At 64.9% G+C, this 18,592-nt stretch carries 17 protein-coding genes; 11 read left to right on the plus strand and 6 right to left on the minus strand.

Annotated elements, in window-relative coordinates; translation table 11 throughout:
• Positions 1–80: 80 nt before the first annotated feature.
• From QY049_RS33170 to QY049_RS33210, 9 genes are all read left to right on the plus strand, one after another.
• The gene (locus QY049_RS33170) at positions 81–737 is read left to right on the plus strand and encodes a DsbA family protein (protein WP_258762845.1); all 657 of its coding nucleotides are present in this window, start codon (positions 81–83) and stop codon (positions 735–737) included.
• Between the two features lie 216 nt (positions 738–953).
• A complete protein-coding gene (gene smc, locus QY049_RS33175; RefSeq protein WP_258762846.1) occupies positions 954–4,418 on the plus strand; it encodes a chromosome segregation protein SMC in 3,465 nt (1,154 codons plus the stop codon).
• A gap of 58 nt (positions 4,419–4,476) precedes the next feature.
• On the plus strand, positions 4,477–5,445 hold the full coding sequence (locus QY049_RS33180) for a small ribosomal subunit Rsm22 family protein (protein ID WP_258762847.1): 969 nt from the start codon (positions 4,477–4,479) through the stop codon (positions 5,443–5,445).
• Between the two features lie 14 nt (positions 5,446–5,459).
• Positions 5,460–5,930: a hypothetical protein gene (locus QY049_RS33185; protein WP_258762848.1), complete on the plus strand. Its 471-nt coding sequence runs from the start codon at positions 5,460–5,462 to the stop codon at positions 5,928–5,930.
• Positions 5,931–6,102: 172 nt separating this feature from the next.
• The gene (locus QY049_RS33190) at positions 6,103–6,663 is read left to right on the plus strand and encodes a LemA family protein (protein WP_258762849.1); all 561 of its coding nucleotides are present in this window, start codon (positions 6,103–6,105) and stop codon (positions 6,661–6,663) included.
• A 32-nt stretch (positions 6,664–6,695) separates the two neighbouring features.
• A complete protein-coding gene (locus QY049_RS33195) occupies positions 6,696–7,943 on the plus strand; it encodes a M48 family metallopeptidase (RefSeq protein WP_258762850.1) in 1,248 nt (415 codons plus the stop codon).
• A gap of 211 nt (positions 7,944–8,154) precedes the next feature.
• Entirely contained in the window at positions 8,155–8,907 is a 753-nt protein-coding gene (locus QY049_RS33200) for a hypothetical protein (RefSeq protein WP_194477336.1), read from the plus strand.
• Positions 8,908–8,967: 60 nt separating this feature from the next.
• Entirely contained in the window at positions 8,968–9,636 is a 669-nt protein-coding gene (locus tag QY049_RS33205) for a hypothetical protein (protein WP_258762851.1), read from the plus strand.
• Positions 9,637–9,719: 83 nt separating this feature from the next.
• Positions 9,720–10,052: a GIY-YIG nuclease family protein gene (locus tag QY049_RS33210; RefSeq protein ID WP_258762852.1), complete on the plus strand. Its 333-nt coding sequence runs from the start codon at positions 9,720–9,722 to the stop codon at positions 10,050–10,052.
• A 16-nt stretch (positions 10,053–10,068) separates the two neighbouring features.
• Here QY049_RS33210 and QY049_RS33215 read toward each other — a convergent pair whose 3' ends face one another.
• The 6 genes from QY049_RS33215 to petA form a co-directional block, all read right to left on the minus strand.
• A complete protein-coding gene (locus tag QY049_RS33215) occupies positions 10,069–10,608 on the minus strand; it encodes an adenine phosphoribosyltransferase (protein ID WP_011085277.1) in 540 nt (179 codons plus the stop codon).
• A gap of 9 nt (positions 10,609–10,617) precedes the next feature.
• Positions 10,618–12,783 carry an anthranilate synthase component I gene (locus QY049_RS33220; protein WP_258762853.1) on the minus strand — a complete coding sequence of 722 codons (2,166 nt, stop codon included), beginning with the start codon at positions 12,781–12,783 and terminating at the stop codon, positions 10,618–10,620.
• Positions 12,784–13,045: 262 nt separating this feature from the next.
• Positions 13,046–13,645 (minus strand): hypothetical protein, encoded by a 600-nt coding sequence (locus tag QY049_RS33225; RefSeq protein ID WP_301270407.1) that lies wholly within the window; start codon positions 13,643–13,645, stop codon positions 13,046–13,048.
• A gap of 49 nt (positions 13,646–13,694) precedes the next feature.
• A complete protein-coding gene (locus tag QY049_RS33230) occupies positions 13,695–14,369 on the minus strand; it encodes a dienelactone hydrolase family protein (protein ID WP_194477341.1) in 675 nt (224 codons plus the stop codon).
• A gap of 180 nt (positions 14,370–14,549) precedes the next feature.
• Positions 14,550–16,610 (minus strand): cytochrome b/c1, encoded by a 2,061-nt coding sequence (gene fbcH, locus QY049_RS33235; protein WP_258762855.1) that lies wholly within the window; start codon positions 16,608–16,610, stop codon positions 14,550–14,552.
• A gap of 62 nt (positions 16,611–16,672) precedes the next feature.
• A complete protein-coding gene (gene petA, locus QY049_RS33240) occupies positions 16,673–17,203 on the minus strand; it encodes a ubiquinol-cytochrome c reductase iron-sulfur subunit (protein WP_194477343.1) in 531 nt (176 codons plus the stop codon).
• Positions 17,204–17,482: 279 nt separating this feature from the next.
• On the opposite strand from petA, the gene QY049_RS33245 reads away from it, so the two are divergent.
• Together QY049_RS33245 and queE are read left to right on the plus strand one after the other, a co-directional pair.
• Positions 17,483–17,941: a tRNA (cytidine(34)-2'-O)-methyltransferase gene (locus QY049_RS33245; RefSeq protein WP_258762856.1), complete on the plus strand. Its 459-nt coding sequence runs from the start codon at positions 17,483–17,485 to the stop codon at positions 17,939–17,941.
• A gap of 18 nt (positions 17,942–17,959) precedes the next feature.
• On the plus strand, positions 17,960–18,592 hold the full coding sequence (gene queE, locus QY049_RS33250) for a 7-carboxy-7-deazaguanine synthase (protein ID WP_258762857.1): 633 nt from the start codon (positions 17,960–17,962) through the stop codon (positions 18,590–18,592).

Below are 18,592 nucleotides of genomic sequence, written 5' to 3' on the forward strand. Positions count from 1 at the left end.
CAAGCTAGCGACAGGCCGCCTGGGAACCTTTGAGCCTTGACGAGAATCCTGGCGAGACCACATCAATTCGGGAGCCGACCTTGATCATTACCCGCCGCGCCTTCACCACGATGCTCTCGCTGACCGGCCTTGCCGCGCTCGCCGGGCTGTCGCCGCTGCGGTTCATTTCCGAGGCCATGGCACAGTCCGCGGCCGACGTCGCCAAGCCGGTGTCGCTGCCCGACATGGCGCTGGGTCCAAAGGACGCTGCCGTCACCATCACCGAATACGCCTCGATGACCTGCCCGCACTGCGCGGCCTTCAACGAGCAGGTGTTTCCCAAGATCAAGTCGGAATACATCGACACCGGCAAGATCCGCTACATCTTCCGCGAGTTCCCGCTCGACATCAAAGCCGCCGCCGGCTCGATGCTGTCGCGCTGCATCGCCAATGGCGACGCGCCGAAATATTTCGCTGTCACCGACATGCTGTTCCGCCAGCAGAGCGACTGGGTGGTGAAGAACACCACGGAGACCCTGACCCGGATCGGCAAGCAGGCCGGCCTCACCCAGCAGCAGGTCGAAACCTGCCTGAAGGACCAGGCGCTGCTCGACAAGATCGCCGCCGACCAGAAATACGCCAGCGAGGTGCTGAAGGTGGATTCCACGCCGACCTTCTTCATCAACGGCGAGAAGATCAAGGGCGAGACTTCGTTCGAGGAGTTCGCCAAGAAGATCAATCCGCTGCTGAAGAGCTGATTCGCTCGTCAAGATCCTGATTCGCATCTCAAAAGCCGTATCTTTCCCGGCATAAATCCCTTGGGAAAAGCGGCTTTCGCAGGTTGCCCTCGCGGCGCACCGCGGCCATTGTCCGCCGCATGAGGCGCCCCGCGCGACTCGCCCAGACAGCGACATTGCCTTCCATGGTATTGTCCCGGCAGGGGGATTCGCGCCTGCCAACAGAGATGCGTGCTTATGAAAATCACCCGCCTGCGCCTTCACGGCTTCAAGTCCTTCGTTGAGCCTACGGACTTCGTCATCGAGCCCGGCTTGACCGGCGTGGTCGGACCCAACGGTTGCGGCAAGTCGAATCTCGTCGAGGCGCTGCGCTGGGCGATGGGCGAGACGTCGTACAAGAGCTTGCGCGCGGCCGACATGGACGCGGTGATCTTCGCCGGCTCCGGCAACCGTCCGGCGCGCAACCACGCCGAAGTGACGATGACGATCGACAATGCCGATCGCACCGCGCCTGCGGCAATGAACGACAGCCAGCTGCTGGAAATCTCCCGCCGGATCGAGCGCGAAGCGGGCTCGGTCTATCGCATCAACGGCCGCGACGTGCGCGCGCGCGACGTGCAGATCCTGTTCGCAGACGCCGCCACCGGCGCGCGTTCGCCGGCCCTCGTCCACCAGGGCAAGATCGGCGAGATCATTCAGGCCAAGCCCGAGCAGCGCCGCCGCGTGCTGGAAGATGCCGCCGGTGTCGCCGGTCTGCATGCCCGCCGCCACGAGGCCGAGCTGCGGCTGAAGGCGGCCGAAACCAACCTCACCCGCGTCGAGGACGTGATCGGCCAGCTCTCCGGCCAGATGGAAGGCCTGAAGAAGCAGGCCCGCCAGGCCGTGCGCTATCGCGAGGTCGCGGCCAAGGTCCGCAAGGCAGAGGCCACGCTGTTTCACCTGCGCTGGATCGGCGCCCATGCCGACGTCAATGAATCCGGCCAGACCCATGATCTCGCGGTGCGCGAGATGGCCGAGCGCACCCAGCACCAGGCCGAAGCCGCCCGCATCCAGGCGATCCGCGCCGCCGAAATGCCGGCGCTGCGCGATGCCGAAGCGCGCGCCGCCGCCGGCCTTCAGCGCCTGACCAATGCCCGCGAGCTGCTCGACCGCGAGGAAGAACGCGCCAAGGAGCGTGTCGCCGAGCTCGAACGCCGTCTCGCCCAGTTCGAAGGCGATATCTCGCGCGCCCAGCAGCAGACCATGGACGCCGACGTCGCGCTGCAGCGGCTCGACACCGAAGATTCCGAGCTGAAGGAAGAGATCAAGTCGCGCGTCGAGAAGCGCTCCGGCGTCGACGAGCGCGTCGGCGAGGCCGAGGCGGTGCTGACCGAAACCGAGCAGCAGTTCTCCGAGCTCACCACCGCGCTCGCCGACCTCACCGCCAAGCGCAACCAGCTCGAAGCCAACGTCCGCACTCACCGCGACAAGCTCGCCCGCCTCGACCAGGAGATCGCGAACGTCACGGCAGAAGAGCAGAAGCTGGCCGCCGACACCGGCGGCTTCGGCGATCTCGACGAGCTGACCGCCGCGGTCGAGACCGCCGAGCAAACGCTGGCGGCCTCCGAAGCCGCAGCCCAGGCGAGCGAAGCCGCGCATGTTGCCGCCCGTCAGACGCTGGAATCCTCGCGCTCGCCGCTGGTCGAAGCCGACAAGCGCGTGCAGCGGCTCGACACCGAGGCGCGCACGATCTCCAAGATCGTCAACGGCGAGACCAAGAATCTGTGGCCGCCGATCATCGACGGCATCACCGTCGACAAGGGCTTTGAAAAGGCCATCGGTGCCGCGCTCGGCGACGATCTCGATGCGCCGATCGATCCCTCGGCACCGATGCGCTGGACCAATGTCGGACACACCGAAGGCGATCCGGAGCTCCCCGAAGGCGTCACCCCGCTCGCCAACCATGTTCAGGCGCCGGCCGAGCTGACGCGCCGCCTGGCGCAGATCGGCGTGGTGCCGCGCGAGCGCGGGGCCGAGCTGGTCTCGCTGCTCAAGACCGGCCAGCGGCTGGTCTCGCCCGAGGGCGACGTCTGGCGCTGGGACGGTTTCGTCGCCGCCGCGCACGCCCCGACCGGTGCCGCACGGCGTCTCGCCGAGCGCGCCCGCCTCGTCGACATCGAGAACGAGCTCGAGCAGGCCCGCATCGACGCGCAGATCAAGCGTCAGGCGCTTGAAAATGCCGAGTCCGAATTGCAGATGGCGGCCAGCACCGAAGGCGCCAGCCGCGAAGCCATGCGTGCCGCGCAGCGCGAGCTGAACGTCGCGCGCGAGCGCCACGCCGCCGCCGAGCGCGAGATCAGCCGCCACGCCGCCCGCAAGGCGACGCTGTCGGAAGCGCACAGCCGCCTTGCCGCCGACCGCGCCGAGGCCGAGGCCGCCTACGAATACGCCGAAGCCGGCATCAGCGAGCTGCCGTCGAGCGAGGATACCGAGACGCGTCTTGCCGCCGTCCGCAGCGACATCGAAGGCCAGCGCCGCATCGCCGCCCAGGTCCGCGCCGAGGCGCAGGCGCTGGCGCGCGAGGCTGAGCTGGCCGACCGCCGCGTCCAGGCGATCCTTGCCGAGCGCACCGAGTGGGCGAACCGCAAGGAGAGCGCGGCCTCCCATATCGACACCATCCAGGCCCGTATCGCCGAACTCACGATCGAGCGCAGCGAGCTCGAGAACGCGCCCGCCGTGTTCGCCGAGAAGCGCAGCGCGCTGATCACCGAGATCGAATACGCCGAGAACGACCGCCGCATGGCCGCCGATGCGCTCGCCACCGCCGAGACCGCGATGGCCGAGACCGACCGCGTCGCCAAGCTGACTCTCGAAGCGCTCTCCAGCGCGCGCGAGGCCACGGCGCGCGCGGAGGAGCGCATGGAAGGCTCCCGGCGCCGGCTCGAGGACATCGAGCGCGAGATCCGCGACATGCTCGAAGTCGAGCCGCAGGCCGTGGCCGGCCTTGCCGAGATCGAGCCCGGCGCAGAGCTGCCGCCGCTGCACGACATCGAGGAAGACCTCGAAAAGATGCGCCGCGACCGCGAGCGCCTCGGCGCCGTCAATTTGCGCGCCGAGGAAGAGCTGCGCGAGGTCGAGACCCAGCACACCGGTCTCGTCACCGAACGCGACGACCTGGTCGAGGCCATCAAGCGGCTGCGCCAGGGCATCCAGAGCCTCAACAAGGAAGCGCGCGAGCGCCTGCTGACCTCGTTCGAGGTCGTCAACAACCACTTCAAGCGCCTGTTCGTCGAGCTGTTCGGCGGCGGCGAGGCGGCGCTGCACCTGATCGAGAGCGATGATCCGCTGGAAGCCGGCCTCGAAATCATTGCCAAGCCGCCAGGCAAGAAGCCGCAGACGCTGTCGCTGCTCTCGGGCGGCGAGCAGGCGCTGACCGCGATGGCGCTGATCTTCGCGGTGTTCCTGACCAACCCCTCACCGATCTGCGTGCTGGACGAAGTCGACGCGCCGCTCGACGACCACAACGTCGAACGGTACTGCAACCTCTTGCACGAAATGACTAGCTCGACCGATACGCGCTTCGTCATCATCACGCACAACCCGATCACGATGGCGCGGATGAACCGTCTGTTCGGCGTCACCATGGCCGAGCGCGGCGTCTCGCAGCTCGTCTCGGTGAGCCTGTCCGAGGCCGTGGACATTCTCGACCAGAACGTGGCGTGATATCTCTGCCGTCATTCCGGGTTCGCGCAGCGAATCCCGGAAATGACGGCAGGCCAACATGATCTCACCCACCCTCCCCGCCGAACTCAAGGCCGCGCTCGACGCCCGCCTCCAGGGCTTTTCGCGCACGGACGCCGCGCAGCGCTCGCAAAAGATCTCGACGACCTATCGCGCGGGTGGCGGCTCCGGCACGATCAAATCGGAAGCTGACGCGCTCGCCTATGCGCTGGCACGCATGCCGGCGACCTATGCGGCGGTCGCGGCAAGCCTGAGCGCGCTCACCGAGATCGCGCCGGACTTCGCCCCCGAGACACTGCTTGACGTCGGCGCAGGCCCGGGCACCGCAAGCTGGGCCGCAGCCGAAGCCTTCTCCTCACTACAAGATTTTACCTTGCTCGATGCCAACGCCACGCTGAGCCGGCTCGCACTCGAACTGGCACGCGACAGCTCGCGCCTCGCGGATTGCCGCTATCTGCCCGGTGATGCCGCCACCAACCTGGCCGAGGCCTCGCAAGCCGATCTCGTCGTCGCCAGCTACATCATCGGCGAGCTCACAGAGAGCGACCAGCGCAAGCTCGCGGAGACCATGTGGGCCAAAGCGCGCCACGCGCTGGTCGTGATCGAGCCCGGCACGCCAGCCGGCTATGCCCGCATTCTCGCGCTGCGCCAGCAACTGATCGCGCTAGGTGCCTCCGTCGCAGCACCCTGCCCGCACGAAAAGCCCTGCCCGCTCACAGCGCCCGACTGGTGCCATTTCAACCAGCGCCTGCCACGCTCGCAAGCTCACCGCCAGATCAAGGGCGCCGAGGTGCCGTTCGAGGACGAGCGCTTCATCTACGTCGCCCTGACCCGCACGCCGCCGGCGACCCGCGCCGCACGCGTGCTGGCCCCGCCGGATGTCGGCAAGGCCGAGATCACGGCCAAGCTCTGCACCGAGGATGGGGCCGGCCTCGCGAAGGTGCCACGGCGAGACAAGGCCGCGTATGCGGACGCGCGACGTTGGCGCTGGGGTGCGACTGCGAATTGAGGTAAAATCGCCTTATGGCGAAAAGCACCTCATCGGTCCTGGTATTTGATCGGAAGCGCTCCCCAGCAATCTGGATGATTTCGGCGGGCTCAGTTGCCCTTGCCGTCGTTGCGGCTATCTCAGGTTCGGACGTCGCAGGATTCAGTGTCGTCCTATGGCTGCTGCTGGCGTGCATGTTCTTCTCCATTTCGTCTCAGCGAACAACTGTTCACGTCGATCTTGATGCAAGGAGACTGAGGATCACTCGCCGTTACTTCGGCCGATGGGGCAAGACGATCGTCGATGGCCCGTTCGACCAATGCCGCGCGGTCGGTCGCATCGAATACGAGACCGACGGCCATGCTTCGTACGGCGTTTATGTTGAACTGCTCGGCGGGAGGCGGCACGACATCCCGATCAAAGAAAAAACCGTCCAGGAAGCCGGTAGGGTCGCGGCACGGCTCTCCGAAGCGACCGGGATACCAAGGCTCGATACCAAGTTCTGAGGCGCTCATCCGAATCGGCCGCCTGTCCGAAAGTTAACCCCGTTAAGCGCTTTTCCCTTGAACTCGGATAGCTCCCACTCCGACCAAGCCTTACCTTCCCTCCGCGCGGGGCTCTTCCCCGGCCTCGTTTTGGTTTACGCTGCCCGCCCCAATTCCCCTTCAGGAGTTTTCCATGTCGACCGGCTGGATCGTTCTCGGCGTCATCGTCGTCCTCGTGCTGTTCGCCTTCAGCGCCTACAACCGGCTGGTGGCGCTGGGCCAGCGCGTCGGCCAGGCCTTTGCCGATGTCGACGTCCAGCTCAAGCAGCGTCATGACCTGATCCCGAACCTGGTCGAGACCGTGAAGGGCTATGCCTCGCACGAGCGCGGCACGCTCGACGACGTCATCAAGGCACGCAATTCGGCGATGTCGGCGCAGGGGCCGGCGCAGGTGTCCGCCGCCGAGAACCAGCTCTCGGGCGCGCTGGGGCGCCTGATCGCGCTGTCGGAGGCCTATCCCGACCTCAAGGCCAACGCCAATTTCCAGCAGCTCGCATCCGAGCTGTCCGACCTCGAGAACAAGATCGCGGCGAGCCGCCGCTTCTTCAACAACGCGGTCCAGGAATACAACACCGGCATCCAGCAGATGCCTGCGGCGCTGTTCGCCGGCATGTTCGGCTTCACCAAGAAGGACTTCTTCGATCTCGGCGCCAGCCGCACCGAGGTCGAGGCCACCCCTCAGGTGAAATTCTGATCTGAGCCTGTAGGCCGGCAGGGCAACGCGTCATGGCCGCGTATGGTCTCTACACGCACATCGCCTCGAACAAGTTCCGTTCGATGCTGCTGCTCGCCGGCCTGTTCGCGCTGGTCTATGTGCTCGTTTATGCCGGCGCGCTGGTCGCCGAGGTCGTCCTCAACGGCAATCAGACCGTCGCCTATTATCTGAACCGCGCCCTCCACGACCTGATCGTCGCCTTTCCCTTTGCAACAGCCGGCGCGATCGCCTGGATCGTCATCGCCTATTTCTTCCACCAGTCGATGATCGACGCCGTGACCGGCGGCCACGACGTTAGCAGGCAGGAGGAGCCGCGCCTCTACAATCTGCTCGAAAATCTCTGCATCTCGCGCGGCATCACCATGCCGAAGCTGAAGATCATGGAATCGCCAGCGCTGAACGCGTTCGCGACCGGCCTCAACCCGCGGCAATATGCCGTCACCGTCACCACGGGTCTGCTGAAGTCGCTGAACGACCAGGAGATCGAGGCGGTGCTGGGCCACGAGCTCACCCACATCAAGAACGGCGACGTGCAGCTGATGGTGGTTGCCGTGATCATCGCCGGCGTGGTCGGATTCTTCGGCGAATTGTTCTTCCGCCTGTTCACCAATTTGAGCTGGAGCTCCGGTGGCGGGTCGTGGTCATCGGGCTCCTCCTCGTCGTCGCGGTCGTCGTCGTCGAGCAACGACAACAAGAACTCCGGCGGCGGCGCGGTGATCGTGATCATCATCGCGGTCGTGCTGATCGTCGTGGCCTGGTTGGTGTCGCAGGTGGTGAAGCTCGCCCTGTCGCGCTCGCGCGAATATCTCGCCGATGCCGGCTCGGTCGAGCTGACCAAGAATCCCGACGCCATGATCTCGGCGCTGCGCAAGATCGAGGGCCGCGGCGAATTGCCCGGCGCAACCTCCGCGGTGATGGAGCTGTGCCTGGACAATCCGCGCGAAGGCTTTTCCGATCTGTTCGCCACCCACCCCTCGGTGCAGTCCCGCGTCGACGCGCTGGTCAAATTCGCCGGCGGCCACGATCCCGGTCCGCTGCCACCGCCATCCGATGAGGCGGAACAGCCTCCCACGGACGTACCCGAAGCGCAGGCCGGTCAGCAGGACACCCCGCCGCCAGTACCGCAGGGGCCGTGGAACGATGCGGGCGGTCGGTCGACGCCACCGCCCGTCCCTACCCCAGGCGCGTCCGGAACCGCAGCCGGCAATCCGCTACCCAATCCAATCGGCAATCCCATGGGTCCGTGGGGCCGCCACTGAACTGCCGTGTCTTCTGTCGTTTCCTGGGCCGGTTTCACGACCTTTGGGAAAAACTCCGGGAATTGCTTCAACGGGATACCGGAGATTTGAATTCTCCCTTGTTTCTGCCATGTTCGCGCCCAACAGCAGACTCGGGACTATCCTTGGGACATCGATTTGGGGCCCGGCCGATTGCGACCTCGCGATCGGGGGCGCGCGTTAGGGGACAGCAATGGCAAAGCCGGCAGTGGTTGTGGTGGGCGCGGACAAGGGCGGGGTCGGCAAGACCACGGTATCGCGCACCCTGCTCGATTATTTTTCCGCCAACAACGTGCCGACGCGCGCGTTCGACACGGAGTCGCCGCGGGGAACCCTGAAGCGCTTCCACCCCGAGATCACCGAGATCGTCGACATGACGACGACGGCCGACCAGATGAAGATTTTCGACACGCTCAACGCTGTCAGCCCGTCGGTGACCGTCATCGACGTTCGCGCCGGCCTGCTCTCGCCCGCGTTGGCCTCGCTGCGCGACATCGGCTTCCTCGACGCCGCCAAGGCAGGCCAGATCACCTTCGCGGTGTTCCACATCCTCGGACCCTCGATCGCCTCGCTGGAGGAGATCGCCGAGACCGCCGGCTTCATGACCGGCGCGAAATATTTCCTGGTGAAAAACTTCATCAACGACACCCAGTTCTTCCAGTGGGACCAGGCGACCTACAATTCCTACTTCCACCGCATCAAGGATGCGACCGAACTGACCATCCCGAAGCTCAACGAAATGGCTTATGAGCAGGTCGAGGTGTCGTCCGTCCCGTTCCTGAAATTCGTCGCCAACAAGGGCATCCACGACGAGGCCGCGAACTACTCCTTCGTGCTGCGCGGCTATGTCCGGCACTGGCTGGCCAACGTCTGGAGCGAATTCGACCGCATCCGCCTGACCGACATCGTCGGTTCGAAACCCGTGACCCGCAACAGCGAAAAATAGTTGCGAAGGCCGGGCTGATACGGCTGGATTGGGCGGTAAGTTGGCCTGATATAGCTGTCGATGTCCGCGACGCCCCTCTACATCATCTGCTCGCCCCGCCCGCAGGTCGGCAAGACGCTGCTGGCGCGGCTATTGAGCGAATTCCTCCTGCTCAAGAACGGTAATGTCGCGGCTTTCGACGTCAATCTGAAGGAGCCGTCGCTGCTCGATTACCTGCCGAAGGTGACCGAGACGGCTGATGTCATCGACACCTACGGCAAGATGCAGCTGATGGACCGCGTCATCGTCGATGACGGGCTCGCCAAGGTCATCGACCTCGGCTTCCACGCCTTCGACGAGTTCTTCAAGATGACCGACGAGATCGGCCTGCTCAAGGAGGCGGCGCGCCGGCATGTCGCGCCAATGATTCTCTTTGTCGCCGACACCGACCGCGTCTCGGCCCGCGCCCACGAGACGCTTCGCCTGCAGATCCCGCGGATGAACCTGATCACCGTCGACAACGAATTCGTCGTCCGCGGCGAACTGCCGCCCGCGATGGCCGGCGGCCGGCTGTTCCGCCTGCCCGCGCTGCCCGGCTTCCTCAAGACCTATATCGACCGGCTGAACTTCTCCTTCACCGGCTATCTGCGCCATGAGAAGGATTCATCGACGGAGCTGCACCAGTGGGTCCGGCGCAATTACCTCGCCTTCCGCGAGCTCGAGCTCAGCCTGATCCTGCAACGGTCGTGAGTATTTTATCCGGGTAGTATTTACACAAGGTGGCCCAGCCGTTACTGAGGCTGCACAACAGCATTTCTCAGCGAGACCTTCCCGTGAGCATGAACCGGAAAGCAGCCATCGCCGCCTACAAGGAGCGGAAGACCATTGCGGGCATCTACGTGATCCGCTGCGGCGCCTCCGGCATGGTCTGGGTCGGCCAGGCCCCGAATCTCGAGACCATCCAGAACCGCATCTGGTTCACCCTGCGCCAGGGCGGCCACCCCTGCCGCAGCCTCCAGGCCGCTTGGAACGCACATGGCGAGGCTGGCCTGACGTTCGGCGAATGCGAGCGACTGGAGGATGAGGAGAGTGCCTATGTCAGGAACGCGCTGCTGAAGGAGCGCGTGCTGCATTGGCGGGACGAGATGAAGGCCGAGGTGATTTAAAGAAAGCCCCGGCGGCTCAATGCCCCTCGAACGTCATCAGCGTGCGCACCGGCACGTCCATGGCGCGCAGCTTCGCGGCACCGCCGAGCTCGGGCAGATCGATGATGAAACAGGCGGCGACGACATTGGCGCCGATCTGGCGCAGCAGCTTCACCGCACCTTCCGCGGTGCCGCCGGTGGCGATGAGGTCGTCGACCAGGATGACGCGCTCGCCGGGCTGGATCGCGTCGACATGCATCTCCATCTCGTCGATGCCGTATTCGAGCGAATAAGCGATGCGCACGGTGGTATGCGGCAGCTTGCCCTTCTTGCGGATCGGCACGAATCCGGCCGAGAGCTGATGGGCGACCGCGCCGCCGATGATGAAGCCGCGCGCTTCCATGCCGGCAACCTTGTCGATCTTGTTGCCGGCCCAGGGATTGACCAGCTCGTCGACCGCGCGGCGGAAGGCGCGCGCATCCGCGAGCAAGGTCGTGATGTCGCGAAACATGATCCCCGGCTTGGGATAGTCGGGGATGGTGCGGACGCTCGCCTTCAAATCGTGGTCAAAAGTCATTGGTGCCTCTCAATTGACCGGCGCATCCAGCCGGAACGCATTCTCGACAATCTTCAATCCGACCTCGTTGCCGAGCGACATCAGCGACTCCGGATGGAATTGCACGCCGGCGACCGGCAGGGTCTTGTGCTCGAGCGCCATGGCGACGCCGTCCTCGGTGCTGGCGGTGACATCGAGAACGTCCGGCATGCTGTCGCGCTCGACGAAGAGCGAATGATAGCGGCCGATGACGATCTCGTTCGGCAGATTGCGCATCAAGCGCCCGCCGCGCACCTGCACCCGCGAGGGCCGGCCGTGGGCGGGATGCGTGAGCTGGCCGAGCTCGCCGCCGAAATATTCGCCGATCGCCTGCACGCCGAGACAGACGCCGAACACCGGCAGCTTGTTCGCCAGCGCCGCATCGATCGTCTTCTTGATCCCGAAGTCCTCCGGGCGGCCCGGGCCGGGCGACAGCACCAGCAAGTCCCACCTCTTCTGCTCGAGCATGTCGAGCGCATGCACATAGCGGACCACGGTGACGCTGGCGCCGACTTGCCGGAAATAGTCAGCCAGCATATGGACGAAGCTGTCATCGTGGTCGATCAGCAGCACGCGCTTGCCTGAACCTGTGGCATCGGGGGCAAAGGCCGACAGCGGCTTGGGCGGATCGCCACGCAGCGCCTGGAACAGCGCCGCGGCCTTGACCTGGCATTCGCGGTCTTCCGCGGCGGGATCGGAGTCAAACAGGCAGGTCGCGCCGACGCGGACCTCGGCGAGACCGTCCTTCATGCGGATGGTGCGGATGGTGAGGCCGGTATTGATGCTGCCGTCAAAGTTCACCGCGCCGATCGCGCCGGCATACCAGCGCCGCGGCGAACGCTCGTGATCCTCGACGAACTGCATCGCCCACAGCTTCGGCGCGCCTGTCACGGTGACGGCCCAGGCGTGGGTGAGGAAGGCGTCGAGCGCGTCGAAGCCGGGGCGCAGCATGCCCTCGACATGGTCGACGGTGTGGAACAGCTTCGAGTAGGTCTCGATTTGCCGGCGCGCGAGCACCTTGATCGTGCCGGGCACGCAGACGCGCGCCTTGTCGTTGCGATCGACGTCGGTGCACATGTTGAGCTCGAACTCGTCCTTCTCCGAGTTCAGGAGCTGGCGGATCTGCTCTGCATCGCCGATGGCATCGGTGCCGCGCGCGATCGTGCCAGAGATGGGACAGGTCTCGACGCGGCGTCCATCGGAGCGCACGAACATTTCCGGTGACGCCGAGACGAGGAATTCGCCCTCGCCGAGATTCATCAGGGCACCATAGGGCGACGGGTTGATGACGCAGAGACGCTGGAACACTTCGGCCGGCGAGCGCTCGCAGGGCTCGGCGAAGAGCTGCCCCGGCACCGCTTCGAACAGATCACCGCGGGCAAAGGCTGCGCGCGCGGTCTCGACGGTGGCCTGATATTCGCCGGGCGCGTGGTCGGCAAAACCCTGGCGCCCGGTTTTCACGTACGGGCTCTCGGCGGTCTCGCGCGGCAGGCCTTCGGTCGATTGGCCCTTCCAGGCGAAATCGTAGCTGAGCACGACGCCGCGCCCGGTGGCGCGGTCGTAGGCGAGCAGGCGATCGGGGACGTAGAGCACGATGTCGCGCTGGTCATTTTCGCGCGTGCGCTTCTGCACGAGGTCCTCGATCTGGAAGACCAGGTCGTAGGCAAAAGCGCCGAACAGGCCGAGCAGCCCGTCGTCATTGGCGGAGAAGGCGGCGACGAGATCGCGCACCAGCGACATCACGCTGGCGCGACGCGTGCGCTGGTCTTCCTCGACGGGCGCTTCGCCGCGGATGATATGTCCGGCAAGGCGCGTCGCGGTCTTCTCCGAGATCACCACACAGGGCTCGTGGAGGACCTCGGCGAGGAAGGCGATCAGCACCTGACCGCGCTCGTTCAGCGCTTCGAGCTTGAAATTGACGCCAACGGTTTCGAGCCTGAGCGGCGGATCGGAGAAGCCGAGATCGAAGCTCTCGTAACGGCCCGGCACGGTCGTGCCCGAGGACAGTACCACGCCGCGGCGGCGGTCGAGCAGGCTGACGAGATCGTCGAGACGGTTGGCGCCGCCAGTGAACTGTTCGGCTACGCGCGTGATCGCGAGACCGCCGCGGGTGACGTAATCGCTTCTGGGTGGAAGAGCAAAGACTGTCCTGTTCATGGGGTCCTCTTACGAAACTTGCCGAGGGAACGCCACACAGGACAAACGATCAGGCCGCCGCGCTGTGCTGGCGACCTCAGACGATTTTGGGAAAGCAAATCGCACCGGCCACCTCTTAGGAGGTGCGCCACCAACGACGGGATGGGCGGGCTGCGGTGCTCATGGGCGGGATAATCACCATGACGCGGGGGCGGCGTCAAGGGCCGGAACCTACGCCAGTTCGGGCTGAAACGGCCGTCAGCCGGCGATTGCCTGCGCCTAACTAAAGCTCGTCGCCCTGAGGTACCCAGTCGAACTGGCGTTTCTTCCGATCCCATTTCAGGACAGAGCCTTCGTCGCACTCCATGCATGCCGAGGTGACCAGCGCGCCATCCTTCCCCTTTTGAAGAGCACCGAATTGACGGTCCGTGCGCACGGCGCTGACAAACCGGATCTTGGGCTTTCCGCCAGCGGGTTGATCGATGATCAGGACGAACCTTCCCTTCGCGCCGGCGCACTCCTGAAAGACGCCGACCAGCGCCACCTGCTTCGTCGTCGTGCCATCGAAATGCCCCTCGATCGCGAAGGACATGTTGACCGCGGCCATGGCATCGGTGTTGCCATCGAAGAGCAGTTCCCTTGGAATGAGATCCTTGCGGAATTCAGTCGCCTTGCACCAGCTCTTGCGGATCTGGTTCGCAGGTATGCCGCGAACCTCGGTCGTGAACGGATGGAATTCCGCGATGACCCACCAGGCCTCCTTCTTCGGATCGCCGTTCAGGGTCACAAATGCCTGCTGTGCCGCGGCCTGAGCCGTCGTCACCGCAGCGAGGACGCCAATGCCGATGGTCGAACGGACGATCGCGCCAAGGACGCGGCGCATGAGAGACGTCGTCGACATGCTCCGCTGCCCCCGCCCGATCGCCCCGGTATCATCCGAGATGCTTTTTGAAGAACTCCGTCGCCCGGCCCCAGGCAAGCTCGGCGGCTTCGCGGTCGTGCACGGCCTGGCGCTGCTCGTTGACGAAGGCGTGCTCGGCGTCATAGCGGAACAGTTCGAGCGATTTACCGGCGGCCTTCATGGCCTTTTCGAAGCCACCGACCAGCTCTGGCGTGCACCAATCGTCCTTGTTGGCGAAATGAGCCTGCAGCGGGATCTTCACGTCGGCGGGTTTGGCCGCCTGCTCCGGCGGGATGCCGTAGAACACCACGCCGGCGGCGAGCTCCGGCACGTGCACCGCGCCGATGATGGTCACGGCGCCGCCGAGGCAGAAGCCCGTCAGCCCGACCTTGGCGCCGTTGCGCGACAGATATTGCGTGGCGCCACGCACGGTCTGTGTGGTGGCGTCCATGAAGTCGAGCGAGTTCATCTCTTTGCCGGCCGCGTCCGTATCGTGATACGGCACCACCTTTCCCTTGTAGAGATCCGGCGCCAGTGCATCGAAGCCGGCGAGCGCGAAGCGGTCGCACAGGCCCTTGATCTGGTCCGACAGGCCCCACCATTCCTGGATCACGACCACGCCCGGCGCATTGCCGCGTGCGGCATTGGCCAGATAGCCCGAGGCGTCCTTGCCGTCCGGACGCTTGAAAGTGATGCTGGTTCCCATGGTGTCCTCCGATGGGTTCTGTTGGGGGCAATGAGCAACATTTTGGCGGGTGCGCCGACGCGGCGCAATCCAAACGTTCGTCATTCCGGGATGGTCCGAAGGACCAGACCCGGAATGACGACACCGACAAAAAAGCCCCCATGCGGGGGCTTCTTCGGTCTCGTTTCGCGTCAGGCCCGCTCAGTGCGAGTCGGCCCAGACCTTCTTCTTGGTGAAGTACATCAGGAACGCGAACAGGATCAGGAACACGAACACCTGGAGGCCGAGGCGCTTACGCGCTTCCATGTGCGGTTCGGCGGTCCACATCAAGAACGTGGTGACGTCGTGAGCGTACTGCGCGACGGTGGCCGGCGAGCCGTCGTCATAAGTCACCTGGCCATCGCTGAGCGGCTTCGGCATCTTGATGGCATGGCCCGGGAAGTACTTGTTGTAGTACGTCCCCTCCGGCACCGTGACTCCCTCTGGCGGCTTATCTTCAAAGCCCTGGAGGATCGCGTCGACGTAGTTCGGGCCCTGCTCCTGGAACTGGGTGAAGAAGTCGAAGATGAACTGCGGAAACCCGCGCTCATAGGACCGCGCCTTGGTGATCAGCGAGAGGTCCGGTGGCGCTTTGCCGCCGTTCGCCGCAGCCGCCGCCTGCTCGTTGGGGAACGGCGACGGGAAGTAATCCGCCGTGCGGCCCGGACGCTCGAACATGTCGCCCGCATCGTTCGGGCCGTCCTTGATCTTGTAGTCGGCCGCGAAGGCAGCCGCCTGTGCCACTGAATAGCCCGGCCCGCCGGGATCGGCGAGGTTGCGGAACGCGATGTAGTTCAGGCTGTGGCAGTTCGAGCAGACTTCCTTGTAAACCTTGAGGCCACGCTGGAGCGAGCCACGGTCAAACTTGCCGAATGGGCCGGCGAACGACCACTTGTTCGACGGAGGCTGCTGGTCCCCTTCGGCGCGGGCATCCTGCAAGGTGCCGACGAACAGAGCACCGGCAGCGACAAGCGCGACCATGACCGAAGCCGCGGCCTTGCCGCTCTTGACGAGGATCGCTTCCGAGATCGAGTTCGGCACCGGCCGCGGCTTCTCGATGCGCGAGAGCAGCGGCAGCACGATCAGGAAGTAGGCGAAGTAGCAGACCGTCAGAACCCGGCCGGCGATCACGTAGATGCCTTCCGGCGGCTGCGCGCCGAGATAGCCGAGCAGGATGCAGACCGCGACGAAGATCCAGAAGAACTGCTTGGCCAGCGGGCGGTACTTCGACGATTTGGTCCGGGCGGCATCCAGCCAGGGCAGGAAGCACAGGATGATGATCGCCGAGAACATGCCGATCACGCCCGCGAGCTTGTTCGGGATCGAGCGCAGGATCGCGTAGAACGGCAGGTAATACCATTCCGGCACGATGTGCGGCGGGGTCACGCCAGGGTTCGCCGGAATGTAGTTGTCGGCGTCGCCGAGATAGTTCGGCATGTAGAAGATGAACCAGGCGTAGAGCAGCAGGAAGCAGGCGACGCCGAAGCCGTCCTTGATGGTCGCATGCGGCGTGAACGGCACCGTGTCCTTTTCCGTCTTCGGCTCGACGCCGTCGGGATTGTTCTGGCCGGCGACATGCAGCGCCCAGACGTGGAGCACGACGACGCCCGCGATCAGGAACGGCAGCAGGTAGTGCAGCGAGAAGAAGCGGTTCAGCGTCGGGTTGCCGACCGAATAGCCGCCCCACAGCAGCGTCACGATGCTCTCGCCGACGTACGGAATTGCCGAGAACAGGTTGGTGATGACGGTGGCGCCCCAGAAGCTCATCTGGCCCCACGGCAGCACGTAGCCCATGAAGCCCGTCGCCATCATCAAGAGGTAGATGATGACGCCGAGGATCCAGAGCACCTCGCGCGGCTCCTTGTAGGAACCGTAATAGAGGCCCCGCAGCATGTGGACGTAGACCGCAAAGAAGAACATCGACGCGCCGCAGGCGTGCATGTTGCGCAGCAGCCAGCCGTAGTTCACGTCACGGACCAGCAGCTCGACCGACTTGAAGGCGAGATCGGCATGCGGCGTGTAGTGCATCGCCAGGATCACGCCGGTCAGGATCTGCATCCCCAGCATGAACGACAGAATGGCGCCGAAGGTCCACCAGTAGTTCAGGTTGCGCGGGGTGGGATAGACGACGAAGGAAGAATGCACGAGGCCGAGGATCGGCAGGCGCCGCTCGATCCATTGCAGGGCCGGATTGCTCGGCTGGTAGTCGGATGGTCCGCTCATGATGCGATCCTGAGGAAATAAAACGACGAGACGGCGCGAAGCTTCGGACGCGGGTCCGAAGCTCAGCCGATCTGGATTTTGGTATCGGAAACGAAAGTGTACGGCGGCACGGCCAGGTTCGCGGGCGCGGGCCCCTGGCGGATGCGGCCGGACGAATCGTACTGCGAACCATGGCAGGGGCAGAAGAACCCGTCGTAATTGCCTTCATGGGCGATCGGGATGCAGCCGAGATGGGTGCAGATGCCGATCACGACCAGCCACTGATCATGGCCGGCCTTGACCCGGGCCTCGTCGGACTGCGGATCGGGCAGGCTCGCCACGGGAACGGCGCGCGCCTCGTCGATCTGCTTCTTGGTGCGGTGGCTGATGTAGATCGGCTTGCCGCGCCAGAACACCTTGATGTCCTGCCCCTCGGCAACCGGGCTCAGATCGACCTCGATCGGCGCGCCGGCGGCGATGGTCGAGGCGTCCGGATTCATTTGGGAGATAAAGGGCCAGAGCGCGGCTGCGCCCCCTACTGCTGCAGCTGCCCCCGTTGCAACGAATAAGAAATCACGGCGTGTCGGATGGTCCGCCGAAGACGCTGTCGTCACGATTCCAACCCTTTCTTCTTATGCTGCCGGTGGAACCGCTCCAGGAGCCCCCAAGGTCCCCGGAACAGCGCTGCCGGCGCCCGCGGCCCCCCGCGGCGGCAGAACTTCACTTGTCAGCGCCAAAACAAGGCGAAAACAGCAGTCCAGAATCGTTCTATTGGCACCCTTGCAGGGCGAGCGCAAGCCCGCTAACGGCGCGGGAGCGTGCAATGCACGAATTCCGCGGCCGGCGATGTTTTATTGAGACATTTCCGGCCCACAACCACCCCTGTAACGCTCATGCAGATCGCACTTTTCCAACCCGACATCCCCCAGAACACCGGCACGATTCTCCGCCTCTGCGCCTGCTTGGGGCTGGACGCCCACATCATCGAACCGGCCGGTTTCCCGGTCTCCGACCGGCATTTCCGCCGGGCGGGAATGGATTACCTCGACCACGTCAGCATCCTCAGGCACGATTCCTGGTCGAAATTCGAAGAATGGCGGGCGGCACACGGCTACCGCCTGCTGCTGTTCACCACCAAAGGCGCTACCGACTACCGCGATTTCCGTTACCAGACGTCCGACATCCTGCTATTCGGGCGCGAGAGCGCCGGCGTCACCGACGCGGTGGTCGAGGCCGCGGACGCGCGGCTGGTGATCCCGATCACCGAGGGGCTGCGGTCGCTCAATGTCGCCATGACCGCGGCAATGGCCGCAGGCGAAGCGCTCCGGCAGGTCCGGAACCCGCACGACTGACATGACGAGGAGAGAGAAGTGAGTTACGCGGTCAAGGAAATCTTCCTGACCCTGCAAGGCGAAGGCGCCCATGCCGGGCGCGCGTCGGTGTTCTGCCGTTTTGCCGGCTGCAACCTCTGGAGCGGCCGCGATGCCGATCGCGCCACTGCGACATGCCAGTTCTGCGACACCGATTTCGTCGGCACCGACGGCACGCTCGGCGGCCGCTACGCCACGGCCGTGGAACTCGCCGACACCATCGCCGGACAATGGACTGGAGCCACCGAGAACCGCTATGTGGTGCTGACAGGCGGCGAGCCGCTGCTCCAGGTCGATGACGCCCTGGTCGATGCGCTCCACGCACGCGGCTTCGAGATCGGCGTCGAGACCAACGGCACGGTTGCTCCACCAAAGGGACTCGACTGGATCTGCGTCAGCCCCAAGGGCGGCAGCGAACTCGTGCTGCGCCAAGGGCACGAGTTGAAACTGGTCTATCCGCAGGCCCTCGCCGCACCCGAAGCGTTCGAAGGCCTCGCCTTCGAGCGCTTCTCGCTGCAGCCGATGGACGGGCCTGAAGTGATCGAGAACACCGCGCGCGCGATCGACTATTGCCTGCGCCATCCGCAATGGCGGCTGAGCGTGCAGACGCATAAATCGCTCGGCATCAGATAG

The organism is Bradyrhizobium sp. WYCCWR 13022 (genome assembly GCF_030435535.1).
In the GTDB taxonomy this organism is placed as follows: Bacteria; Pseudomonadota; Alphaproteobacteria; order Rhizobiales; family Xanthobacteraceae; genus Bradyrhizobium.